The sequence below is a fragment of the Variovorax paradoxus genome (assembly GCF_009755665.1).
GTDB classification, from domain to species: Bacteria; Pseudomonadota; Gammaproteobacteria; order Burkholderiales; family Burkholderiaceae_C; genus Variovorax; species Variovorax paradoxus_G.
Genome location: NZ_CP046622.1, coordinates 2,047,386 through 2,070,530, shown reverse-complemented (window position 1 = coordinate 2,070,530; position 23,145 = coordinate 2,047,386). Strand labels below are relative to the sequence as shown.

At 66.2% G+C, this 23,145-nt stretch carries 23 protein-coding genes; 12 read left to right on the top strand and 11 right to left on the bottom strand.

Features of this window, described 5'->3' with window-relative positions:
• The first annotated feature begins 4 nt into the window (after nucleotides 1-4).
• Nucleotides 5-1,474 (top strand): NAD-dependent succinate-semialdehyde dehydrogenase, encoded by a 1,470-nt coding sequence (locus GOQ09_RS09685; RefSeq protein ID WP_157613227.1) that lies wholly within the window; start codon nucleotides 5-7, stop codon nucleotides 1,472-1,474.
• Nucleotides 1,475-1,515: 41 nt separating this feature from the next.
• Nucleotides 1,516-2,319, top strand: coding sequence for a 4-hydroxy-2-oxoheptanedioate aldolase (gene hpaI / locus GOQ09_RS09680; protein ID WP_157613226.1), 804 nt, complete (start codon nucleotides 1,516-1,518; stop codon nucleotides 2,317-2,319).
• Between the two features lie 33 nt (nucleotides 2,320-2,352).
• Here hpaI and GOQ09_RS09675 read toward each other — a convergent pair whose 3' ends face one another.
• From GOQ09_RS09675 to araD, 5 genes are all read right to left on the bottom strand, one after another.
• On the bottom strand, nucleotides 2,353-2,889 hold the full coding sequence (locus GOQ09_RS09675; RefSeq protein ID WP_157613225.1) for an RNA polymerase sigma factor: 537 nt from the start codon (nucleotides 2,887-2,889) through the stop codon (nucleotides 2,353-2,355).
• Entirely contained in the window at nucleotides 2,886-3,110 is a 225-nt protein-coding gene (locus GOQ09_RS09670) for a YgaP family membrane protein (protein ID WP_242631050.1), read from the bottom strand. Before GOQ09_RS09670 ends, GOQ09_RS09675 begins: the two co-directional genes overlap by 4 nt.
• A 118-nt stretch (nucleotides 3,111-3,228) precedes the next feature.
• On the bottom strand, nucleotides 3,229-4,230 hold the full coding sequence (locus tag GOQ09_RS09665) for a Bug family tripartite tricarboxylate transporter substrate binding protein (protein WP_157613224.1): 1,002 nt from the start codon (nucleotides 4,228-4,230) through the stop codon (nucleotides 3,229-3,231).
• Nucleotides 4,231-4,285: 55 nt separating this feature from the next.
• A complete protein-coding gene (locus GOQ09_RS09660; protein ID WP_157613223.1) occupies nucleotides 4,286-4,996 on the bottom strand; it encodes a ribonuclease activity regulator RraA in 711 nt (236 codons plus the stop codon).
• A 50-nt stretch (nucleotides 4,997-5,046) separates the two neighbouring features.
• A complete protein-coding gene (araD, locus tag GOQ09_RS09655; RefSeq protein WP_157613222.1) occupies nucleotides 5,047-6,774 on the bottom strand; it encodes an L-arabinonate dehydratase in 1,728 nt (575 codons plus the stop codon).
• Nucleotides 6,775-6,872: 98 nt separating this feature from the next.
• Between araD and GOQ09_RS09650 the strand changes: the two genes are divergently transcribed.
• Nucleotides 6,873-7,568, top strand: a complete 696-nt coding sequence (locus GOQ09_RS09650) for a GntR family transcriptional regulator (protein ID WP_157613221.1) — start codon at nucleotides 6,873-6,875, stop codon at nucleotides 7,566-7,568.
• A 48-nt stretch (nucleotides 7,569-7,616) separates the two neighbouring features.
• Here GOQ09_RS09650 and GOQ09_RS09645 read toward each other — a convergent pair whose 3' ends face one another.
• The gene (locus GOQ09_RS09645) at nucleotides 7,617-8,165 is read right to left on the bottom strand and encodes a MarR family winged helix-turn-helix transcriptional regulator (protein WP_207309942.1); all 549 of its coding nucleotides are present in this window, start codon (nucleotides 8,163-8,165) and stop codon (nucleotides 7,617-7,619) included.
• Between the two features lie 218 nt (nucleotides 8,166-8,383).
• Between GOQ09_RS09645 and GOQ09_RS09640 the strand changes: the two genes are divergently transcribed.
• Nucleotides 8,384-9,364 (top strand): tripartite tricarboxylate transporter substrate-binding protein, encoded by a 981-nt coding sequence (locus GOQ09_RS09640; RefSeq protein ID WP_157613219.1) that lies wholly within the window; start codon nucleotides 8,384-8,386, stop codon nucleotides 9,362-9,364.
• A gap of 98 nt (nucleotides 9,365-9,462) precedes the next feature.
• Complete coding sequence (locus tag GOQ09_RS09635; RefSeq protein WP_165442073.1) at nucleotides 9,463-12,027, top strand: ATP-binding protein; 2,565 nt, start codon at nucleotides 9,463-9,465, stop codon at nucleotides 12,025-12,027.
• Nucleotides 12,028-12,062: 35 nt separating this feature from the next.
• Here the strand turns inward: GOQ09_RS09635 and GOQ09_RS09630 are convergent, their stop codons facing one another.
• On the bottom strand, nucleotides 12,063-12,551 hold the full coding sequence (locus GOQ09_RS09630) for a DUF2231 domain-containing protein (protein WP_157613217.1): 489 nt from the start codon (nucleotides 12,549-12,551) through the stop codon (nucleotides 12,063-12,065).
• Between the two features lie 239 nt (nucleotides 12,552-12,790).
• Between GOQ09_RS09630 and GOQ09_RS09625 the strand changes: the two genes are divergently transcribed.
• Both GOQ09_RS09625 and GOQ09_RS09620 read left to right on the top strand, forming a co-directional pair.
• Nucleotides 12,791-13,234, top strand: coding sequence for a low affinity iron permease family protein (locus GOQ09_RS09625; protein WP_157613216.1), 444 nt, complete (start codon nucleotides 12,791-12,793; stop codon nucleotides 13,232-13,234).
• The gene (locus GOQ09_RS09620; protein WP_157613215.1) at nucleotides 13,231-13,653 is read left to right on the top strand and encodes a DUF6766 family protein; all 423 of its coding nucleotides are present in this window, start codon (nucleotides 13,231-13,233) and stop codon (nucleotides 13,651-13,653) included. Before GOQ09_RS09625 ends, GOQ09_RS09620 begins: the two co-directional genes overlap by 4 nt.
• Nucleotides 13,654-13,683: 30 nt before the next feature.
• Here GOQ09_RS09620 and GOQ09_RS09615 read toward each other — a convergent pair whose 3' ends face one another.
• Together GOQ09_RS09615 and GOQ09_RS09610 are read right to left on the bottom strand one after the other, a co-directional pair.
• Nucleotides 13,684-14,478 carry a DUF899 domain-containing protein gene (locus GOQ09_RS09615; RefSeq protein ID WP_165442072.1) on the bottom strand — a complete coding sequence of 265 codons (795 nt, stop codon included), beginning with the start codon at nucleotides 14,476-14,478 and terminating at the stop codon, nucleotides 13,684-13,686.
• A 92-nt stretch (nucleotides 14,479-14,570) separates the two neighbouring features.
• Nucleotides 14,571-15,647 carry an RNA methyltransferase gene (locus GOQ09_RS09610; protein WP_157613214.1) on the bottom strand — a complete coding sequence of 359 codons (1,077 nt, stop codon included), beginning with the start codon at nucleotides 15,645-15,647 and terminating at the stop codon, nucleotides 14,571-14,573.
• Between the two features lie 98 nt (nucleotides 15,648-15,745).
• Between GOQ09_RS09610 and GOQ09_RS09605 the strand changes: the two genes are divergently transcribed.
• From GOQ09_RS09605 to GOQ09_RS09595, 3 genes are all read left to right on the top strand, one after another.
• Nucleotides 15,746-16,345 carry a TetR/AcrR family transcriptional regulator gene (locus GOQ09_RS09605; protein WP_157613213.1) on the top strand — a complete coding sequence of 200 codons (600 nt, stop codon included), beginning with the start codon at nucleotides 15,746-15,748 and terminating at the stop codon, nucleotides 16,343-16,345.
• 125 nt (nucleotides 16,346-16,470) lie between these two features.
• The gene (locus GOQ09_RS09600; protein ID WP_157613212.1) at nucleotides 16,471-17,472 is read left to right on the top strand and encodes an NADP-dependent oxidoreductase; all 1,002 of its coding nucleotides are present in this window, start codon (nucleotides 16,471-16,473) and stop codon (nucleotides 17,470-17,472) included.
• Between the two features lie 36 nt (nucleotides 17,473-17,508).
• Nucleotides 17,509-18,213 (top strand): SDR family oxidoreductase, encoded by a 705-nt coding sequence (locus tag GOQ09_RS09595; RefSeq protein ID WP_157613211.1) that lies wholly within the window; start codon nucleotides 17,509-17,511, stop codon nucleotides 18,211-18,213.
• Nucleotides 18,214-18,224: 11 nt separating this feature from the next.
• On the opposite strand, the gene GOQ09_RS09590 is transcribed toward GOQ09_RS09595, so the two are convergent.
• Nucleotides 18,225-19,364: a hypothetical protein gene (locus GOQ09_RS09590; RefSeq protein WP_157613210.1), complete on the bottom strand. Its 1,140-nt coding sequence runs from the start codon at nucleotides 19,362-19,364 to the stop codon at nucleotides 18,225-18,227.
• 218 nt (nucleotides 19,365-19,582) lie between these two features.
• On the opposite strand from GOQ09_RS09590, the gene GOQ09_RS09585 reads away from it, so the two are divergent.
• Nucleotides 19,583-19,858 carry a hypothetical protein gene (locus tag GOQ09_RS09585; protein ID WP_157613209.1) on the top strand — a complete coding sequence of 92 codons (276 nt, stop codon included), beginning with the start codon at nucleotides 19,583-19,585 and terminating at the stop codon, nucleotides 19,856-19,858.
• A gap of 336 nt (nucleotides 19,859-20,194) precedes the next feature.
• Here the strand turns inward: GOQ09_RS09585 and hmpA are convergent, their stop codons facing one another.
• Nucleotides 20,195-21,379, bottom strand: coding sequence for an NO-inducible flavohemoprotein (gene hmpA / locus GOQ09_RS09580; protein WP_157613208.1), 1,185 nt, complete (start codon nucleotides 21,377-21,379; stop codon nucleotides 20,195-20,197).
• 136 nt (nucleotides 21,380-21,515) lie between these two features.
• Between hmpA and norR the strand changes: the two genes are divergently transcribed.
• Nucleotides 21,516-23,108: a nitric oxide reductase transcriptional regulator NorR gene (gene norR / locus GOQ09_RS09575; RefSeq protein WP_157613207.1), complete on the top strand. Its 1,593-nt coding sequence runs from the start codon at nucleotides 21,516-21,518 to the stop codon at nucleotides 23,106-23,108.
• Nucleotides 23,109-23,145 lie beyond the last annotated feature (37 nt).

The following is a 23,145-nucleotide window of genomic DNA, read 5'->3' as shown; positions in this document are numbered from 1 at the left end:
TCAAATGCCACTTACCCTCTCTCGCCCCCAACTGCAACGCACGGCCAACTTCATCTGGGGCGAATGGTGCGACGCCGCCGGCCGCACGCTGGACGTGACCGACCCCGCCACCGGCGGGCTGATTGCGCGCGTGCCCGATTCCGGCGCCGACGCGGCGCGTGCCGCGGTCGATGCGGCGCATGCGGCCTTCCCCGCGTGGCGCCGAACGCCGGCCAAGCAGCGCGCGCAAATCCTCAAGCGCTGGAACGACCTGGTGCTTGCGCATCAGGACGACCTGGGCCGCCTGATCTCGCGCGAACAGGGCAAGCCGCTGGCCGAAGGCATTGGCGAGGTTGCCTATGCGGCAAGCTACATCGAGTGGTTTGCCGAAGAGGCCACGCGCGCCAACGGCGACGTGATTCCCGCGCCGGTCACAGGCCGGCGCATGTTCGCCATGAAGGAGCCGGTGGGCGTGGTCGCCGCCATCACGCCTTGGAACTTTCCGGCCGCGATGATCGCGCGCAAGATTGCACCCGCGCTGGCTGCGGGCTGCACCGCGGTGTGCAAGCCGGCGGAGGACACGCCGCTCACATCGCTGGCGCTGGTGGCCCTTGCCGCGGAGGCCGGCGTGCCCGCGGGGGTGCTCAACATCGTGACGGCCTCGCGCGAGCGCACGCCCGAGGTGGTCGACGTGTGGCTGGACGATGCCCGGGTGCGAAAGATCACCTTCACCGGATCGACGCCTGTCGGCAAGCACCTGGCGCGGCGCTCGGCCGATACGCTGAAGAAACTGTCGCTCGAACTTGGCGGCAATGCGCCCTTCATCGTGTTCGACGATGCCGACATCGGCGCCGCAGTCGATGGCCTCATGGCCGCCAAATTCCGCAATGGCGGACAGACCTGCGTCTGCCCCAACCGCGTGTTCGTGCATGAAGCCGTGCATGACGAGTTTGCCGAACTGCTGGCGGCACGCGTCTCGGCCTTGCGGGTGGGCCCGGCCAGCGACCCGGGCTCGCAGATCGGCCCGATGATCAATGCGCGCGCCGTCGAAAAGATCGAACGGCATGTGCAGGACGCACTCGCCCGCGGTGCGCGCCTGCTCACCGGCGGCACGCGGCTGCCCGCATTGGGGCCGAACTACTTTGCGCCTACCGTGCTGGTGAACGCCGATGCGGCGATGGCCTGCGCCTGCGAAGAGACTTTCGGGCCCGTCGTTCCCCTGACTCGCTTTGCCGACGAGGCGGACGTCGTGGCCCAGGCCAACGACACGCCTTTCGGATTGGCGGCGTACTTCTATTCGCGCGACGTGCGCCGCATCTGGCGCGTGGCCGACGCGCTGGAGGCCGGCATCGTCGGCATCAACGAAGGCGCGCTGGCGGCGGAGGCGGCGCCCTTCGGCGGCGTAAAGGATTCCGGCTACGGGCGCGAAGGCTCCGTGCATGGGCTGGACGACTACATGCACACCAAGTACGTATGCCAGGGCCAGCTGGACTGAGCTTGCTTCACACAGCAACACCTACAAGAGAGACATCAACCATGCCCGTAAACAACCCCTTCAAGACGGCACTGGCCGCGCGCCGGCCGCAAGTCGGCCTCTGGCTTTCGATGGCCGACCCGTACATGGCGGAGGTGAGCGCCACCGCCGGTTTCGACTGGCTGCTGATCGACGGCGAGCACGCGCCCAACGACCTGCGCTCGACCCTTGCCGCATTGCAGGCGGTGGCACCGCACGGCTCCCAGCCCGTGGTGCGGGCGGTTCAGAGCGACACGGCGCTTATCAAGCAATTGCTCGACATCGGCGCGAAGAACCTCTTGGTGCCGATGGTCGACACGGCGGAACAGGCCCGGGCACTGGTGTCGGCAACGCGCTATCCGCCGCTGGGCATTCGCGGCGTGGGCAGCGCAGTGGGGCGCGCATCGCAGTGGAGCGGGCGCACCGACTACCTGGACATCGCCGACGAAGAAGTCTGCCTGCTCGTGCAGGCGGAAACCGTGACGGCGCTCTCCAACCTCGGAGAAATATGCGGCGTGGATGGCATCGACGGCGTCTTCATCGGCCCGGCCGACCTGGCCGCGTCCATGGGTCATCGCGGACGGCCCGGGCACCCGGAGGTGCAGGCCGCAATCGAAGCCGCGATGCGGACCATCGTGGCATCCGGCAAGGCGGCGGGCACGCTGACCTCAGACCCGAAGCTGGCGCGCCGCTACCTCGAACTCGGCTGCACCTTCGTTGCGGTGGGTGTCGACTTGCTGCTGTATGCCGGCGCCGCACGAAAGCTGGCGGCCGACTTCACCGGCGCGCCGCCAGCCGCCGAGCCGGCGTCTCGCGCCGCCTACTGAAGCCCACACGCTCCACCGCGGCGGCGCGTCGGATCAGCCTTCCTGACTCCAGTAGCCGCCGTTCATCAGGCTTTCCCGCACCATCGCGCGGGCGCGATGCAGCCGGCTCTTCACCGCCTCGACGCTCAGGCCCAGGCTGGCCGCGACTTCGGGGGCGGTCAGTTCCTCCACATCGCGCAAGACCAGCGCAACGCGGTAGGGCTCCGGAAGCGCGGCAATGGCCTTCGTCAGGTCCAAGCGCAGGTCGGTGGGAATTTGCGGCGCTGCGGCTTCTGCGGAAGGCTCCGGAAGAGCCCCTCCAGAAGAGCTGCGCCTGAATATGCGGTAGCACTCGCGCTCGACAATGCGAAACAGCCAGGTGGCGAAGGCCGCCACCGTGCCGAGCGTGCCGATTTTTCTGTGCAGCTGCCACAGCGCCACCTGCACGGCGTCTTCGGCGTCTTCGCTGTTCGCGCATGTCCGGCGCGCGAATCGCTTGAGATCGGGCTGGCAGACGGAGAGCAATTGGGACAGCGCCCGCTCGTCTCCCGCGCATGCAGCTTCGATGAGCGGTGCGGACGCACGGATCATTTCGCCGGGCCAGCCGCTTTTCGGCCGAGCATCGCGCAGGCCGGGCAGAAACCGACGATGGCGGTGGACGCAAGCACCCCGGCCATGGCAAACCCCAGGAGGCGAAGCGTTCCGGCTGGCAGAAAGTAGAACGCGCCTGCTGCGGCGAAGGCGCCCAGGCACAGGCGAATGATTCGCTCCCAGGCGGGGAGATTGCGTTTGAGATGGAACACGTTGAACACTCCGGTTGATGTTGACCCTTGCATAGAGGGCGCATCATGGCCAGAAGGATTCAGGAACTTTAAAAGAAATTCCGGCCCGGGCAGCAAGGCCCCGGGCCAGTTCCACGGCGCCGCGGTTTCAGTCGGCCGTGGCGCCCGACTTTTTCACCAGTTCGGCCCATCGCGGAATCTCGCGGGCCATGTGATCGCGCAATTCTTCGGGCGTGCTGGCGGCGATGTCCATGGCCAGCTGGCCCGAGAGCTTGGCCTGCACGTCGGGCTGCTTGAGCGCCTTCACGATCTCGGCATTCAGGCGCTGGATGATGGGCTTGGGCGTGCCCTTGGGCGCGTACACGGCCTGCCATGACGACATTTCGAAACCCGCGACGCCCGATTCGATCATGGTCGGCAGCTCGGGCACGAGTGCAATGCGCTTGCCGGTGGTCACGGCCAGAAGTTTCAGCTTGCCGCTCTTCACCAGGGGCAGCGCGGCGGTCACCTGGTCGAACATGAAGGGCACCAGGCCCGAGGCCACGTCGGTCATGGCGGGCGGCGTACCCTTGTACGGCACGTGCGTGAGCTTCACGCCGATCATGTCGGCAAACATCTCGCCGGCCAGGTGCGTCGATGTTCCCGCGCCCGAAGAAGCGAAGGTGCGCTTCGATTCGTCCTTCTTGAGCAGCGCAATCAGCTCGGCCACCGAGTTCACGCCGAGCTGGCTGTTGACGATCAGCACGTTGGGCAGCCGGCCGACCAGCGACACGGGCTCGAAGTCCTTCATCGGGTCGTAGGGCAGCTTCTTGTAGAGGCTGGCGTTGATGGCGTGCGTGCTGATGGTGCCGCCGAACAGCGTGTAGCCGTCGGGCGCGGCCTTGGCCACGTAGGCGGCGCCGATGCCGCCGGCCTGCCCCGGCTTGTTGTCGACCACCACCGACTGGTGCAGGCTCTCCTGCAGCTTGTTGGCGAGGATGCGGCCCACGATGTCCGTGGAGCCGCCGGCCGTGAAGGGCACGACGTAGGTGATGGTCTTGGCTGCGGGCCATTCGGCTTGCGCGAGCGCCAGGGTGGGTGCCAGCGTGAATGCAGACGCGAATGTGGATGCGGCGAGCAGCAGCCGCGCGGCGCGTTGAATGAAGGGCATGGTCTTGTCTCTCGTTGCTGTAGTTGTCGTGGTCGGATGAATGAAAGTCCGGCTGTCAGCGGCCGCGGGCCTGCCGCCAGGCGGCGAACTCGGTGCGGCTTTGCTCCTCGGTCGGCGGATAGAGGCCGAGGATGGAGCGGCCTTCGAGCACCTTCTCCTGCACGAAGTCTTCGAAGACGGTCATCTCGGTGGCCTCGGCCGCAACTTCATCGGCAATGTCCGCCGGAATCACGATGACGCCCTCCGCATCGCCCACCACCACGTCGCCGGGCCACACGGCCACGTCGCCGCAGCCTATGGGCACGTTGATGTCGATGGCCTGGTGCAGCGTGAGGTTGGTCGGCGCGCTCGGGCGCTGGTGGTACGCAGGAAAGCCCAGCTTCGCGATGTCGGGGCTGTCGCGAAAGCCTCCGTCGGTGACCACGCCGGCCACGCCGCGCTTCATGAGCCGGCTCACCAGAATGCCGCCGGCCGAGGCGGCGCGCGCGTCCTTGCGGCTGTCCATCAGCAGCACCGCGCCCACTGGGCATTGCTCCACGGCCTGGCGCTGCGGGTGACTGCGGTCGTTGAACACGGTGATGGGGTTCAGGTCTTCGCGCGCGGGCATGTAGCGCAGCGTGAACGCCTCGCCCACCATGTTGGGCAACGACGGGTTGAGCGGATGCACGTTCTGGATGAACTGGTTGCGCAGGCCGCGCTTGAACAGGGCCGTGCACAGGGTGGCGGTGCTGACCTGCATCAGCTTCTCGCGGGTTTGGGGATTCACGTCGGGGTCTCCGTTTGATTGGGCGTTGGTTCGGAATGGGGAAGAAGTCTTCAGAAAATATCGGGCTCGGGCACCGGCTTGCCGAACGCGGTTTCGAGAAAGTCGAAATCGCAGCCTTCGTTGGCCTGCAGGATGTGGCGGCCGAACATCCATCCGTAGCCGCGCTCGTAGCGCGGCGGCGGCGGTGTCCATGCGGCCTTGCGGCGGGCCAGTTCCTCGTCGCTCACTTCCAGGTGAATGCGCCGCGCGGGCACGTCGACGCAGATGCGGTCTCCTGTGCGGACCAGCGCCAGCGGACCGCCGACGGCCGCTTCGGGCGAGCAGTGCAGCAGGCAGCCGCCGTAGCTGGTGCCGCTCATGCGCGCGTCCGACAGGCGCAGCATGTCCTTCACGCCCTGCTTCAGCAGCTTGGTCGGTATCGGCAGCATGCCCCACTCGGGCATGCCCGCACCGCGCGGGCCGGCATTGCGCAGCACCAGGATGTCGTCGCCGGTCACGTCCAGCTCGGGATCGTCCACCGCCCTCTTGAGCGCGGGGTAGTCGTCGAACACCAGCGCGCGGCCGGTGTGCTGCAGCAGATGCGGCGCGCATGCGCTCGGCTTGATCACCACGCCATCGGGGGCGATGTTGCCGCGCAGCACGGCGAGCGCGCCTTCGGCATAGATGGGGTTGCCGAGCGGCCGGATCACGTCATCGTTGAACACCTCGGCGCCCTCGATGTTCTGGCCGATGGTGCGGCCGTTGACCGTGCGCGCCTCGGTGTTCAGGTGGCCGCGAATGCGCTCCAGCATCGCGGGCAGGCCGCCGGCATAGAAGAAGTCTTCCATCAGGTAGGTGTCGCCGCTCGGCCGGATATTGGCGACCACCGGTACCCGGCGGCTTGCGGCATCGAAGTCGTCCAGCGTGACCGGGTGGCCGGCGCGGCGCGACATGGCGATCAGGTGAACGATGGCGTTGGTGCTGCAACCCATGGCCATGGCACAGGCGATGCCGTTCTCGAAATTGGCGCGTGTGAGCATCTTGGCGGGCGTCAAGTCTTCCCACACCATCTCGACGATGCGGCGGCCGCATTCGGCGCTCATGCGCACGTGATTGGCATCGGCCGCCGGAATGCTCGAGGCGCCAGGCAGCGAAAAGCCCACGGCTTCGGCAATGCCCATCATCGTGGCCGCGGTGCCCATGGTCATGCAGGTGCCATGGCTGCGTGCGATGCCGGCTTCCATTTCTTGCCAGGCCTGGTCGCTCAGTTGGCCGGCGCGGCGCTGGTCCCAGTACTTGAATGCGTCCGACCCCGAGCCCAGCACCTGCCCTCGCCAGTTGCCGCGCAGCATGGGGCCGGCCGGCAGGTAGATGAACGGCAGGCCCATGCTGAGCGCCCCCATCGTGAGCCCCGGCGTGGTCTTGTCGCAGCCGCCCATCAGCACGGCGCCATCTACAGGATGGCTGCGCAAGAGCTCTTCCGTCTCCATTGCCAGGAAGTTGCGGTAGAGCATGGTGGTCGGCTTGACCATGCTCTCCGACAGCGAGATGGCCGGCAGCTCGAGCGGAAAGCCGCCGGCCTGGAAGATGCCGCGCTTGACGTCGTCCACACGCTGCTTGAAGTGCGAGTGGCACTGGTTGGCATCGCTCCACGTGTTGACGATCGCAATGATCGGCTTGCCGACCCAGTCGGTCGGCGCGTAGCCCATCTGCATCACGCGCGAGCGGTGGCCAAAGGAGCGGAAATCGTCGGGTGCGAACCAGCGGGCGCTGCGCAGGGTGTCGTAAGAGCGTTGCATCGAGGGGCTGAACCTGAGGGGCTGAACCAGTGGTTTTCGTGGAATCAGCTACATTAAAACACTAATATATCAGTTCAGCAAAGCGAGAATTCCGCCGAATGACCGCCCTCACCCGGATCCGACTCGACCGCACACGCCTCGCAGCGCCGCAGGTGCTCGAAAAGCTGCGCGACGCCATCCTTTCGCTTGAACTGGTGCCCGGCACGGTGCTGGTCCGGCAGGAGCTGGCGGACAGGTTCGGCGTGAGCCAGACACCCGTGCGCGAGGCCTTGCTGCGCCTGGCCGAGGAAGGCCTGGTGGACGTGTTTCCCCAGCACGCGACGCTGGTCAGCCGCATCGACATCGACGCGGCCCGGCAGGCTCACTTTCTGCGCCGCTCGATCGAGCTCGAAATCGTGCACCAGCTGGCGGAGCAGGCAACGCCCGATCTTGTCGCGCAGCTGAAAACACAAATCGCGCTGCAAGCGACCTTGGCGGCGGAGCGGCAGTACAGCGAATTCGTCGGCGCCGACCGCAAGTTTCATCACCTGATGTACGAAGCCGCCGGCGTGCCGAGCCTGTGGGACATGGTGAGCCGCGTCTCGGGCCACGTCGACCGGCTGCGGCGCCTGCACCTGCCCACTGCGGGCAAGACCGAGGCGATTCTTCGCGACCACCGCGCCATCGTGCGCGCCATTGCGCAAGGCGACAGTGCCGGCGCGCAGAAGGCTCTGCGCGAGCACCTATCGGGCACGCTGAGTTCGCTGCCGGAAATTTGCGCGCGGCATCCCAGCTTTATCGTGCCGGGGAGTTGAAGGCAGATTCCGCGGTCGCCTGCCAGGGCGCGCCGCGGGCACGGGCCGCTAAGCCGTGCCGGGCTCCGGCCAACGGTGCCGCGTGCCGCCCGAGCGGCGGTCGGCCTTTTCCAGCACGGCGCCCTGCGCACTCAGCGCGTTGCCTCGCTCTTCGAGGTGCCGCAGGCATTGCAGGAAGATGTCCAGGTGCGCGGGCTCGATGCCGTCGAGCAGGTCGGTATTGAGCCCCGCGATGCGCGGAAACACCCTGTCGTAAAGCTCCCGGCCCGAAGCGCTCAGCCGCACATGCACTTCGCGCCGGTCGTCGGCGTCCTGCCGGCGCGCCACCAACTTCTTTTCGACCAGGCCCCGCAAGCCGCGTGAGGTGCGCACGCGATCCAGGTGCAGCTGCGCGGCCAGCGCGGACGATCGCATTTCGCCCTGCTGCGCGAGCGTGGCGATCATTCCCCATTCGCGGCGCGTGATGCCGAAACCGCCCTCCACCAGCCGCGTGGCCATGCCGCTGCTGGTGCGTACCGCGCGCGAAAGCCGATACAGCAGCAGGTCGTCCAGGGAACTGGGCGCCCGCAAGGCGCCTGCATCGGGAAAAGCTTGCATACCTTGGGTGCCGTGCATGAAAAGGTTCTAACGGGCGTGATGAGGCGACGGCTCGGTGTGATTCGCACGCCTCAGTTGGCAATTGATGGATTAGATCAACTGATTGTTGCCTGCGTATAACCAAGTAACAAATTACACGGGTTGAAACGAAGCGGGCCGGCGATTGTCGCCGTGAAAACCTGCGCGCACCGTTCGCCCATAACGCAGCAGGAGGACCCATGTCTGTTTTTCTTTCCCGCCGAAAGCTCGCGGCATGGTGCCTGGCGCTCGGCGCATGTGCCGCCCCCCTCGCCCATGCCCAGGCGCCCGCTCTCGACGGCCCGCTTACGCTGGTGGTGGGCTACACCGCAGGCGGCAGCACCGACCGTGTCGCCCGCCTCGTGGCCGAGCGGTTGGGGCCCAAGCTCGGCGTGGCAGCCACGGTGGAAAACCGCCCGGGCGAAGGCGGGCGGCTGGCGGCCAAGGAGGTCAAGCGCGCACCGGCCGGCCAGAACGTGCTGATGCTCGGCAACCCCGCCGTGATGGTGGTGGCACCGCTCGTGTTCAAGGACGCGGGCTACGACCCCGATAAGGACTTCGTGCCGGTGTCGCAGGTCAGCAGCTATGACTTTGCGCTGGCCGTGGGCAACAAGCTGCAGCTCGACCGCGCGATGTTCCTGGTGGGCCGGCTCTGGGCTCATCCGGAAGAAGCCGTCTTCGGCGTGCCGGCGACCGGCAGCCTGCCCCACTTCTTCGGCCTGATGGTGGGCGATGCGCTCAGCGTTCAGCCGCAGATCAAGGGCTACGGCGGATCGGCGCCGTTGTCGGCCGACCTGAGCGGCGGCAACCTGCCCATTGCCATCGACACGCTGGACTCGCTCTATGCTCAGCACCTGGCCGGCAAGATCCGCATCCTGGCCGTATCGGGCAAGAAGCGCGTGAGCTTCGCGCCGGCCATTCCTACGTTCCGCGAGGCCGGCATGAAGATCGATGCCGACGGCTGGAACACCTTCTTCGCACCCGCCACGATGCCGCCTGCCAAGGTGCAATTGCTGGCCGCTGCAATCCGCGAGGTCATGCAAGACCCGGCGCTGCAGAAGGCCGCCAATGCCGCCTACATCACGCCCATCGTCAGCACGCAGGGCGAGACCGTGCAAATGCTCAAGGCCTTCCGCCAGCAATGGGAGCCGGTGGTGCGCCGGTCGGGCTTCCAGCCCTGAGCTGTGGCGCAGTCGGAGCACCCTATCGTGTAAACCCCGTGTCGGACAGTGTCCTGTGATGTATCCAGATGAGTCGAACAGGCCTGAAAATGCGCGGCATGAGCGCTCATCTCCTCCCTGCCAGCACCACCGGCGCCTCTTGCGCCCACCAGGTGCAGTTCTACGACGACGAGAAGATCCTCGTCGCGTCGGCTGCCGACTTCCTGGCCGGGACCCTGGCTGAAGGCGGTTGCGCCCTGGTTCTTGCCACCGAGGCCCATCGCCGCAGCTTCCGCATGCGCCTGTCCGGGGTTTGCCCGGACGACAAGATCGTTTTCGTGGATGCCGCGGAAGCGCTCGGGCAAATCGTGGTGAACGGCAAGCCCGACGAACACTTGTTCAACCAGTTGGTCGGAGGCCTGCTCGACACGCTGCAAGGCCGCGGAAAGCTCCGCATCTACGGCGAGCTGGTCGCCCTTCTTTGCGCGGACGGCCAGCATGAAGATGCGCTCTTGCTGGAGAGCTACTGGAACCGCCTGGCTACCCGGCGCGAGTTCGAGCTTTTCTGCGGCTATCCGATCTCCGTATTCCCGGGCACGGCGCATGCCGCCGTGTTCCGCCATGTGTGCCAGGCGCATTCCCGGGTGATTCCGATCGGTGGCACGGCCATCATGGCGCCCGCCGAAATGGCGGTGCTCCAGCAAAAGGTGCTGTCGCTGGATGACGAAGTGCTGCGCCGGCGCCAGGCGGAAGAATCCACGCGTGCGCGCGAGCGCGACTTGGCCGAATTCGCGGAGAACGCCGCGGAAGGGCTGCACCAGGTGGCGGCCGACGGCACGATCCTCTGGGCCAACCGGGCGGAGCTCGAACTGCTCGGCTACAGCGCCGACGAATACATCGGCCAGCACATTTCCCGTTTTCATCTCGACCAGCCGGTGATCCAGGACATCCTCAAGCGGCTCAGCGCCAGGGAAACGCTGCGCAACTATCCGGCCCGCCTTGTCTGCAAGGACGGTGCCATCAAGCACGTTCTCATCCAGTCGAACGGTCGATTCGAAAACGGCGTGCTGCGCTACACGCGCTGCTTTTCGCGCGATGTCACGGAGCGTGTGGCGCGCGAGGAGGCCGAGAGCGAACGAAACGACCTGCTGCGCCAGGCGCCTGTTGCAGCGGCCTTGCTGGTGGGCGCCGAACACCGGTTCGAACTGGCCAACGATGTCTACAAGTCGATGGTGGGCAAGTTCGATCTTGAAGGAAAAACCTACGAGCAGGCACTGCCCGAGCTCTGCGCACGCGACGACACGCTGCGCATCCTGGACGAGGCCTTCGAATCGGGCCATCCCTACGTGGCCGAGGAACACCTGACCCTCGTCGAGCGCGACGGCAGCGGGCGCTTCGATGAACGCTATTTCAAGCTCAGCGTGCAGCCGCTGAAGCGGGTCGACCGCCTGTACGGCCTGATGCTGATTGCCGTGGACGTGACCGACCTCGTCGCCGCACGGCGAGGGCAAGAGCGGGCGAGCGCCGAGCGCGAAGCGCTGCTGCGCGATCTCGAACGCGCCAGCCGCGCGAAGGACGAATTTCTTGCGGTGCTCGGGCACGAACTTCGCAATCCGCTGGCGCCGATCGTCACCGCGCTCGAGTTGATGAAGCGCCGCGGAGACCTCAAGACCTCCAAGGAGCAGGACGCCATCCACCGCCAGGTCCAGCACCTGATCCGGCTGGTCGACGACCTGATGGACGTGTCGCGCGTGACAAGGGGCAAGTTGACGCTGCGCGAAGAAACAGTCCCGCTGGCATCGGTGCTGGCAAAGGCCGTCGAAATGGTGAGCGTGCTGATGGAGCAGCGCCAGCACACCCTGAAAGCCGTCTATCCGGACAGCGGGATGCTCTGGCATGGAGACCCCACGCGCCTGGCCCAGGTGATCAGCAATCTGCTGACGAACGCCGCGCGCTACACACCCTTGGGCGGCGTCATCCGTCTGGAAACACGGCAGGAAGAAGGCAGCGTGGTGATCTCGGTGACCGACAACGGGCGGGGCATCGAAGCAGATGCGTTGCCCAAGGTCTTCGATCTGTTCTACCAGGGGGCGCAGACCATCGAGCGCGCCGCGGGCGGGCTCGGTGTGGGCCTGGCGCTGGTCAAGAGCCTGATTGCCGCGCATAGCGGCACGGTGGAAGCCCGCAGTGCCGGGCCGGGACAGGGCAGCGAGTTCACGGTTCGCCTGCCCCTGCCCTCCAGCGACCAGCTGAAAGCCATTGCACCCGAGGCGCTGACCATCTCGCGAGGCACGGGCCTTCGCCGGAGGGTGTTGATCGTGGACGACAACCAGGATGCCGCGGACCTGCTGGGCGCGATCTTCCGGGAGCACGGGCATGACGCGCGGGTGGCCTACGAACCGGCCGCGGCGCTGACGCTTGCTCCTTCGTTCAAGCCGGAGATCGCTTTTCTGGACATCGGCCTTCCGGTGATGGACGGTTACGAGCTGGCCGCGCTGTTGCGAAAAGAATTGGGTAACGCGGCACCTCTCAAGATTTTTTCGCTGACAGGATTCGGCCAGCCGGCCGATCGCGAAAAAAGCATGCGTGCCGGCATGGATGGCCACTTTGTGAAACCGGTGGAAGAAGCGCAGGTGCTGCAGGCCGCCTTGTCGATCGACATGGCGGAGCGAACCCAGGCTTGACGGTCGTGCCGGCCTGAGTGGTGCCGTTGCGCCGCCTACTTGCCCGCCGCAACGTGGCGCTTGTGCAGCGAGCTTGAGGCGTTGATGCCGGCGTCTTCATCGACGCCAATGCCCAGCCGGTCGACCAGCTCGCCGCCCAGCCAGGCCGTGACCAGCGCAATGGCTGCGCCGGCAAATGACCACACCATTTGCGCGAGGCCCGGGGCATAGCCCGTGTCGCGCAGGAAAAAACTCAACGCGAACAGCAGCAGCACCAGCACGTTGCCGCCGCCGTGCATTGCGCCGATGCGCTTGGCCCGCGTTCCGGCGGGAATGCCAAGCCAATCGATGGTGCCGAAAGGCGCGGCCACAAGGCCGCCGATGAGTCCCGCCGCGATCATCCAGTAGGACACCGCGGCCATGACCTGGCTGTTGCTGACCAGGTAAATGATGTCGAACACCACCGCCGTGGCGAGCAGCCCGAGCGGAAACACCACGAGCATCTGGTGCACCGGATGGCCGAGAAGACGAACTCTTGCGTGCATGGTCACCTCCATAGACTGAGACCGATATCTCAGCCACTGCCGCAGTTCGCCCGCGCAAGTAACTGTCGCCAGCGAGGGTCGGTACTTTCCTACTCCCGGTTACTTTCACGCGCTGGCACCGGGCGCGTAAACAGGGCCGGCAGATGGCTCGCACCCCACATGCGCAAGGGGAATTTTCAGCCCTGTTTTATCGGCGATGGATGACGCCCGGCCATTGCAGATGCGGCACCCTTTCACCCATGGACAAGTTCTTTGCAACCTTTGCGAATGCCACCGCGCGCGCAGCCGGCAGTCCGTTCGCATTTCTGCTGTGCATCGCGCTCGTCGTTGCCTGGGCCGTTGCCGGGCCCTTCTTCCATTTTTCGGAAAACTGGCAGCTGACCATCAACACGGGCACGACCATCGTCACGTTCTTGATGGTGTTCCTGATCCAGAACACGCAGAACCGCGATGGCGTGGCGCTTCAGACCAAGCTGGACGAGCTGATTCGCTCTTCCAGCGCGGGCGACGAGTTCATCGGCATCGAGAAACTCACGGACAAGGAGTTGGCCGTGCTCCACGAGAAGTGCGAAGCGGCCGCAAAGAAGAGCCATGCGGCCCTGGACAAGACGCGCGGCGAGCGCGCTCGCCGCGCCCACAAGGGCGCCTCTGAAAAAGCAACCCGAGCGGAAAGCACAACATGAAGAAATCGATCTGGAAACTGTACGGCTACGGGTGGGTCACCCTTGGCTTCTTTCTCGTATCGCTGGTCGGCCATTGGGTTTTTGGCTGGTTCGCCTATGTCGACGAGCAAAAGAATTTTGGCGTTCCGCCCGAGATGTCGGGTTACCTCATCCAGATGTCGCGTGACACGCTGGAAAACTGGCAGTCCGAATTCCTGCAGCTCATCTGGCAGATCGGCGGGCTGGCGTTTCTTCTTTATGTCGGCTCTCCGCAATCGAAGGAAGGCGATGACCGCATGGAGGCCAAGATCGACGCCATCCTGGCGGCGGTCGACCCGAAGAATGCCGACAAGCTGATCGACGAGATCGACCAGGAATATGCGGGCAGGCACACCGACCAGCGCTGGACGAAGATGGCCAAGCAGGACTCCTCGAAGTAGCGCGAGAAGCCGTTCCCCTCAAGCCGCGCGTCAAGACTTGGCGCGCGCGCTCTCCTCGCGGAAGGCCGCCTCGCCAGCCGCCGACACCTCGGCCCATTTCCTGTCGGATGCTGCATCGGCTGCATAGCTGTCGTGCCAGTTCCACCACTTGTAGGTGGGCGTCTGCGGGTAGCCCTCGGGCGAGTCTTCCCACACCTCCTGGCGGCCCAGCGGCGTGATGTCGAGGTAGTTCCAGGTGTTGCCCATCTGCTCGTCGCCGCGGTTGTTCAGGAAGTACGTTCGGAACACGCCGCCCGCATCGCGGTAGAACACGTTCGTGCCATGCCATTCGGCGACGCCGAAGTCGGCATCGAAACTGTCGGTGAGCGTGAACCACGGTATCTGCCAGCCCATGCGCGCCTGGAGCCGTGCAATGTCCTGCTGGGGCGCGCGCGAGACGAACACGAGCGTGGTGTCGCGTGCGTTCAGGTGAGCCACATGGGCCACCTGGTCGGCCACCATCGAGCAGCCCCGGCAGGCGTGCTCCGGCCAGCCGAACACGCCGGGCTCGAAGAAGGCGCGGTACACGATCAACTGGCGCCGACCTTCAAAGAGTTCGGCCAGGCTGGCCTTGCCCGCGGGCCCTTCGAAGGCATAAGTCTTCTCCACGGCCATCCAAGGCATTCGCCGGCGCTCGGCGGCAAGGGCGTCGCGCGCGCGGGTTTGCGCTTTTTCCTTTACCAGCAGTCGCTCGTAGGCCGCTTGCCAAGCCTTGGGCGACACGACGGGAGGCGTGTTCATGGCGGGGCGTGCGTCTTTCTGCCCGTTCTCGATGGATGCAGTCATTGCTCGAATCTCCTGGGTTGGCGGACTCCCCTGCCCCGTGGCCGAAGCGCGATTCGTCCGCTGTTTGCTCACCGCTCGTTGGCGGCCAGGAGTCAGTTTGGCGCCGCAGGCCGAATGCCGGGAGTAACAAGATTGGCGGGATTGCGGTTCGCCCGCTCAAACCGCACCGGCACCTCGGCGACGCGCGCCCTCAACTGGCCGCAGCCGCCGTCGATGTCTTGCCCGGCGGAATTGCGCAGCTTGGTCAGGATGCCGCGCTGGTGCAGCGTGCGGGCCATCTCCTTGCAGCGCTCCCACGACGGGCGGCTGAACGCCACGCCGTCCACCGCGTTGAAGGGAATCATGTTCAGCACGCCGTACTTGCCGGACAGCAGCCTGACGATGCCTTCGGTCTCGTCAGGTCCGTCATTGACGCCTTCGAGCAGCGTCCACTGGTATTGGATGGGGTAGCCGGTGGCCCGCGCATAGCGCTCGCCTGCGTCGACCAGTTCGTCGGGTGTGATGCCCGGCGCGCGCGGCAGGAGCTTCCTGCGCAACTCCGCCTTGGTGGTGTGCAGCGAGAGCGCCAGCGCGGGGCGCACGCGTTCTTGCGGCAGCCGCTCGAACACGCGCGCGTCGCCCACGGTGGAGAACACCAGGTTCTTGTGGCCGATGTTGCCCACCGTGCCGAGCAGCTCGATGGCCTCCAGTACGTTGTCCAGGTTGTGAGCCGGTTCGCCCATGCCCATGAACACCACCTTGCGCACCGGCCGGCGCATGCGCGCAAGGGCGACCTGGGCAATGATCTCGGCGCTTCCCACCTGGCGCAGCAACCCGTCCCGGCCGGTCATGCAGAACTGGCACCCTACCGCGCAGCCAACCTGCGACGACACGCACAGGCCTTCGCGAGGCAGCAGCACGCTCTCCACGGTCTGGCCGTCCGCCAGGGCGACGAGCAGCCGCTCGGACCCGTCGGCGCCGGGATGCACGGTGTGAATGCGCGCCAGCCCCGCAAGCTCGGCTTCAATGGACGGCAGGGCTTCGAGCAGCGAAGACGGAAAGAAGCTCCCCGGCAGGCGCCTGCCGCTGTTGCGGGGCAGCGCGTGCGACCACAGCCGCAAGATCCGCTGCTCGTGGCTGGGGCCCGCGCCGGCTTCCCGCAGCCGTTGCTTGAGTTCGTGTATTCGCATTCAGTGAGAGCGGATCGACATGCGGCAGATTGTGCCCGGCGGCCACACCGGGCGGATGGCATGTGTGGTCCATTGTTGGTGCGTTTTTCAATTAATGTATGATGTACATCATGCGAAAAGCAAAGCACGGGACCAGAACCTCGGCCAAGGAAGCCTCCCACGAGCGCATCGTGTCCGCGGCCGCGCGCGCCATCCGCCGCAGCGGCTACGGCGGAACCGGGGTCGCGGACATCATGAAGGAAGCCGGCCTGACACACGGCGCCTTCTATGCCCATTTCGAGTCCCGCGAAGCCATGCTGGCGGAAGCGGCGAGCCGGGCGTGTGCCGAGTCGGCCGCGGGTGCGGTCAACGTCGCGGCCAGCGCGCCGCCCGGCCAAGCCCTGGCGTTGATGCTTCGCACCTACCTTTCCCCCGAGCACGTGGCGCAGGTCGAGCTCGGCTGCCCCCTTGCCGCGCTCGGTTCCGAAACGCCGCGCCAGGCGCCGGAGGTACGCCGCGTCACCACGCGCCATATCAAGGAAATGATCGATCTTGTCGCCCGGCAGTCGCCCGACTGGGGGCAGCCCGCCGCGCATGAGCGGGCCCTCGTGACGGTCGCCACCATGGTGGGAACGCTGCTCCTGGCTCGCGCGGTGGACGAGCCCACGCTGTCGGCGAGCCTGCGCGAAACTGCATTGAAGCACCTCGGCGCTGCTTGAATCCGCCGCCAAGTGATGCCTGTTTCTTCGCCTGAAAATATGATGAACATCATGCGAAATGAAAATGAATATCCCGGCATCGATGCCGTTCGCAAACCTGGGTCCGCCAGGAAACAAGGAAGACCATGAAAGCTTTTGTTCTTGACCGTTATGGCAAGAAGCGGCCGCTGCGAGCGGCAGAGATGCCAACGCCGGAGCTGCGCGACGACGAGGTCCTGGTCGAGGTTCATGCCGTCGGCGTGAACCTGCTCGACGCCAAGATCAGGGACGGCGAGTTCAAGCTCATCCTGCCCTACCGCTTGCCGCTGGTGTTGGGCCACGACGTGGCGGGAGTGGTCGTGAAGGCCGGCCCGCGCGTGCGGCAATTCAAGCCGGGCGACGAGGTGTATGCGCGGGTGGATGATTTCCGCATCGGCACCTTTGCAGAGTTCGTTCCGGTCAAGGAGGCGTCGCTCGCGCTCAAGCCCAAGAACCTGACGATGGAGGAAGCAGCCTCCATTCCCCTGGTGGCGCTGACGGCGTGGCAAGTGCTGGTCGAGAAGGCCGGCCTCAAGAAGGGCCAGAAGATCTTCATCCAGGCGGGCTCCGGCGGCGTGGGCACCTTTGCGATCCAACTGGCCAAGCAGCTGGGCGCAACAGTTGCCACGACGACAAGCGCGCCCAATGCAGCACTGGTCAAGAGCCTGGGCGCGGACGTCGTCGTCGACTACCGCACGCAGGACTTCGAAGATGTCTTGAAGGACTACGACGTAGTGCTGAACAGCCAGGACGGCAAGACGCTCGAAAAGTCGCTCCACGTGCTCAAGCGCGGCGGAAAGCTCATCACCATCTCCGGACCGCCCGACCCCGAGTTTGGCAAGCAAAGCGGCGCACCCGGCTTCGTGAAACTGGTCATGCGGCTTCTGAGCGCGGGGATCCGGCGCAGGGCGAAGGGCCGCGACGTCGGATTCTCGTTTCTCTTCATGAGAGCGAACGGAAGCCAGCTGCGCGAGATCACCCGCCTGCTGGAGGCCGGCACCATCCGCCCGGTGGTGGACCGCGTGTTCCCGTTCGAGTCCACCAATGAAGCCCTGGCCTATGTCGTAGCAGGCCGCGCAAAGGGCAAGGTCGTCATCAAGGTCAAGTGAGCTTCGTTCGCCCCCTACCCCTCCCTGGAGATTTCCATGAAGATCGAAAATTCCGTCGCCCTCGTCACGGGTGCCAATCGCGGCATCGGCCTGGTGTTTGCACGCGAGCTGCTCGCCCGCGGCGCGCGCAAGGTGTATGCCGGCGCACGAAACCCGGTGGCTGTGACTCAATCGGGCGTTCAGGCACTGCGGCTTGACGTGGACAACCCGCAAGACGTGGCGGCCGCCGCTGCGCTGGCCTCCGACGTGACGCTGGTGATCAACAACGCCGGCGTCGCCCAGGTGGGAGGCTTTCTCGCAGCCGACAGCGAAGAGGTCGCGCGGCGCATCTTCGAAACCAACTTCTTCGCGGTGCTGCGCATGAGCAAGGCCTTCGCGCCAGTTCTCAAGGCCAACGGCGGCGGCGCGCTGCTCAATGTGCTGTCGGCTGCCTCGTGGGCGAACGGCGGCGAGCTGGCGGCCTATTCGGCCAGCAAGTCGGCGGCCTGGTCGCTCACCAACGCATTGCGCAGCGAACTTTCGGCGCAGCAGACCCAGGTGCTGGCGCTGCACATGGCCTATGTCGACACCGACCTGACGCGCGGGCTCGACGTTCCCAAGACCAGCCCCGAAGACATCGTCAAGCGGGCGCTCGACGGGCTCGAAGCGGGCGAGGACGAAGTGCTGGCCGATGAAATCACCCAGCAGCTCAAGCGCGGCATGACAGCGCCGCGGCCCAGCTACCTTCCGCAGGCCGCCTGAGCCGCGCCGGCCTAAAGATCGAGCCGGAGCCCTGCGAGCTTGCAGTTCTCGATCTCCATCACGAAGCGCATATGCGCACCTTCAATCAAGAGCTGCAGCTTGAGACGCGCGGCCATCGTCTCGCAGCCCAGTTGCGCGCCTCTCCACTTCGCGGCCGCATCGCGGGCTGAGAGCGAAGCCATCTCGACCGTCAGCCCTTGGCCGAGCGCATCGGAGCGCATGCCGACTGCGTTGCGCGCTTTGGCGCGGCCTTCCATGTGCGCCTGTGCACCAGGCACCGCAAGAAGTCCGTCGCCAAGCTGCACCTGACCCGAAATGGCCGTGCGGCCGAGCAGAAGGCGCGCCTGCTCGGTCAACCCCTGGCCGTGGCCGCCCATGCACTGGCGCAGCATGGCCTCGGCAAACGCCTGCAAGTGCAGCTTGCCGCGCTCGGACACCCACGGGCTCAGCAAGGCACCGCGCCGCTCGAACTCCACACCGGCAAGCGGCGCTGACGCGAACTGGTACAGGTAGCTGCGGCCATTCGGCGCATCGACATAGAGCCCGAGCCGGCTCACGCCCATGCGTGAATCCGGCCCCACGTGCTCGACGGTCGCGTCGTTGAAATCGATCTGCCCATGCTTTATGGGCACCGTCACGTCGGCGTCGAACAACAAGTGCGCATCGGTGATCCGCCCGCGAATCGTGCCCTCCGCTTGCCCGAGCGGGCCTAGGCGCCAGGCGTCGACCGATGCCTCGGGCGTGGCGGCAGCACCGGCAGCCGCCGCGGCGCCGCCCGCGCCCTGCAGGGCATGCAACGCCTTCTGGATTTGCGGCGGTATGACCAAGGGGCCCTGCAACCTCACTCCCGAGAGTTCGGCTTCGGCTGCCTGGACGGCGGAGAGGCTCAGTCCGCCGGCATCGGTGGTGCGCACCTGGCCTGTCAATGCATGCACGGCAATGCGGCCAATCTCGAGTACGAGCGGCCCTGACGCGAACTGAAGCGCGGTAGCTTCCAGTTCCTGGACAGTGACCTCGAGCACGCCTTTTCGGCTGGATTTATTCCAGGCTAGGCCTTCGAGCGAGCAGCGGTTGCGAGCGGCCCCGCCGGAAGGCCCGAGCTCCAGCCCCAGGAGGAGATCGACGAGAGAAACCGCGAGTGGGACGGTCATCGGCCTTTTGTACCAGACATCGCGGCTGAGCAATTCGCGGCGATATATGCAGTAAGTCTTTCTACTACCACCAGACCATAGCCATTTGGCGCATAGGTGGTAACCCGCGCAAATGCTACAACCGGACAGACCGCGTGGGGGGCGCGGTCGGGCACGTGGATTGCCCCTGAGGTGTTTCCCCCCTCAAGGGTCAACGCCTGCAATCGGAGGATCGTCGAATGCCGCTTTCGTTCCTGAACAGGCTGCAGCATGTGCAGCTACCGGTTCGAGTCGCTAATCCGGAAGAAATCCGGCACGTCTCGGTGCTCCTGGCCACAGGCTTGATCGAGGCCGAGATCACGACGCTCAAGCCGACTTCGCCCTATGTATGTTCTCGCATGGCCACTGTGATCCGCATCACGGAAGACGGCCGCTCCGAAATAGCGAAGATGGGCAACGTGCCGGCACCCGTCAAGACCTTCATGCAGTTCAGCCGAGGATTGCGGTTGATGTGATCGCGCGAACATCCATGCGAATCGGTCCCCTGTATGAGCAGGCCGTGGACTTGACACCAAGGGCCGCACGAATTGCCGCTCTTCTTCTCGTTGAAGACGAGGACATTCCAGCGGCGCTGCGGCGTTCCCTTGGCATCGCCCTCTCGTCCTCCCGCGGCTGTGCGAGCGAGCCTTCCATACCGCCAGCGCTCGAGGGCCCCGATGCCGCTGCCGCGCAACGCTTCGTGCAAGCCTGCCGCGAAGTGGCTCGCCGCCTGGCCGATGGCGAGCGACGGTGAGACAGAGGCCAAGCCGCCAAATGCTGCGGCAGGCAATGCTCGCGCTTGGCTCGTTTCTTTACGCCTCCAGCGCTTCCAGCGGTCCGAAGAACTCGTAGCGCAGCTGCTGCTTCGGTACGCCCAGCTCGAGGCTGTTGGCATAGACCGTCTTCATGAAAGGCTTGGGGCCAAGAAAGTACAGGTCAACGTCGCGGTCGGCCGGCAACTGCTGCGCGAGCAGCTCCCGCGTGACGAAGCCGGTGGCGTGCGGCCGGTCGGATTCACGCGGCGTGTCGTACACGTAGAGCGGCTTCACGTTGGCATGCTGCGCCGCGAGTGCATCGACGCGCTCGCGGAATGCATGGGCGCCGCCATGCCGCGCCGCATGAATGAAGTGCACCGGCCGCCCGGTGTGCGCCACGGACTCGAGCATGCTCATCGCCGGCGTGATGCCGACGCCGCCTGTTACCAGCACCAGCGGACGCGACTGCCCGCCCGCGGGCTGCAGCACGAAGTCGCCGCAGGGCGCCTGCGCCTTCAGGACCGTACCGACGGCCGCGTTCTCGTGCAGCCAGTTCGATGCCCTGCCGCCCTCTTCCTGCTTGACGCTGATGCGGTACCACGGCTTGCCCGGCGCATCGGACAGCGAATAGTTGCGCCGCAGCGGCTCGCCGTCGATGTTCAGCACCAGCGTGAGGTATTGGCCGGGCGAGAACACGAGCAGCGGGCCGCTGTCGGTGGGCTCCAGATAGAACGACGTGATGACTTCGCTCTCCTGCTCGCGCCGCGCAACGCGAAATTCGCGCTCGCCGCGCCATCCGCCGGTCTGGGCGGCGTTGTTGCGGTAGACCTCTTCTTCGGCGGCAATCAGGATGGCCGCAAGCGACTCGTAGGCCTCGCCCCATGCGGCAATGATCTCGTCGGTGGCGGCATCGCCGAGCACGTCCTTGATGGCCTGCAGCAGGCAGGCGCCGACGACCGGGTAGTGCTCCGGCAGTACGCCCAGCGCCGCATGCTTCTGGATGATGCGCGGCAGCGCGCCCGCGATTTCGTCGAGCCGGTCAATGTGCATGGCATAGGCCAGCACCGCGCCCGCTAGCGCGCGCGCCTGGCTGCCGGCGGCCTGGTGCGCCTCGTTGAAGAACGCCTTCACCTCGGGATGGCCTTCGAACAGGATCCGGTAGAAGCGTCTGGTAATGGCCTCTCCATGCGCCTGGAGCGCGGGGACGGTGGCCTTGACGATGGCGATGGTTTGCGGGTTCATTGTGGCTCGACGATGGCAGTTGAGAGGCTTCTTCTCTTTCACGATCCGTGCCAGTCGCACACGTTGCGCAAGTGCCCGCCCCGGTTGGGGATTTTCGATGCGTGGTCAAATTCACCACAACATTCATGTTGTATTTATGACCACGCACAGTGTCGATTCGACCACGACTGAGACCAACGCCGCCCCCGAAAGCCAGCGCTACCGTTCGCTTCTTTCCGCCGCGCGCGGCCTGGTGCGGTGCGATGCCGCCGCGCTGCTGCGGCTCGAGGGCGACGTGCTGCGGCCGCTTGCGGTGGACGGCCTGAGCGACGAGACCCTGGGGCGGCAATTTCCGGTGGCGTCGCACCCGCGTTTTGCGCGGCTGCTCGAGAGTGGGCAGGGCCTGCGCTTTGCGCACGACTGCGGCCTGCCGGACCCTTATGACGGGCTCGTGGCGGGCCAGCCCGGCATCTTGCCGGTGCACGACTGCATGGGCGCGCCGCTTCGCCTGCGCGGCGACACCTGGGGCCTGCTGACGCTGGATGCGCTGGAGCCCGGCGCGTTCGAATCGGTGAGCCCGGCACAGTTCGACGCGCTCATTGCGCTGGTGGAAACCGGCATCGAATCCGCCCACACGATCCAGGAGATGGAAGCGCGCGCCATGCGCGAGCAGGCCGTGGCGCAAGCATTGCGGTCAGGGCGCGGCGCCACGCGCGAACTGCTCGGGAGCAGCGCCGCAATGAAGCAGCTGTGCAGCGAAATCGATACGGTCGCGGTGTCGGACCTCACCGTGCTGCTGCTCGGCGAGACGGGCGTAGGCAAGGACCTTGTGGCGCAACGCCTTCATGCACGCTCGCGGCGCCAAGACCAACCGCTGGTGCAGGTGAACTGCGCGGCGTTGCCCGAGACGCTGGCCGACAGCGAACTCTTCGGCCACAAGCGCGGCGCGTTCACCGGCGCGGTGCAGGACAGGAACGGCAAATTCGAGATTGCCGACGGCGGCACGCTCTTTCTCGATGAAGTCGGCGAGCTGCCGCTCACGGTGCAAGCCAAGCTGCTGCGCGTGCTGCAAAGCGGCGAGGTGCAGCGGCCCGGCAGCGACCGGACGCTGAAGGTCGATGTTCGCGTGATTGCGGCCACCAACCGCGACCTGCCCGCCGCCATTGCGCAGGGCCGCTTCCGCGCCGACCTGTACCACCGCCTCTCGGTGTACCCGCTGGTGGTGCCGCCGCTGCGCGAGCGCGGACGCGATGTGGTGGCGCTGGCCGGCGGCTTCCTCGAAGAAAACCAGCATCGGCTGGGCGCGCGCAACCTTCGGCTTTCACCGGCTTCGAAGGCAGCTCTGCTGGCGCACGGCTGGCCGGGCAACGTGCGCGAGCTCGAGCACGTCATCAGCCGTGCATCGCTCAGAGCCTTCACGGAGCAGGGCCGCGGCGCGCGCTGGACGGCGATCGAGCCGCATCACCTGGCGCTGGATGCCACGGCTGCCGGCAGCCATGCTGCGGCGGCCGCACAGACGCCGCTCACCCAGGCCCAGGCACCGGCGGACGGCGGCCACGCCACCTTTACTCTCGCCCCCGGCGGCACGCTGCGCGCAGCAACGGCCGCTTTCCAGCGCGCATGGCTTGCCGACGCGCTGGCGCGGCATAACGGACATGTGGCCAATGCCGCGCGCGAGGCCGGCGTCGACCGCAGCAACTTCCACCGGACGCTGCGCAAGCTCGGCATGCGGCCCGCGTCCGCTGACTAGTAACGGGCAGGTCACCGCTGCATTGCGCCGGCGCCAG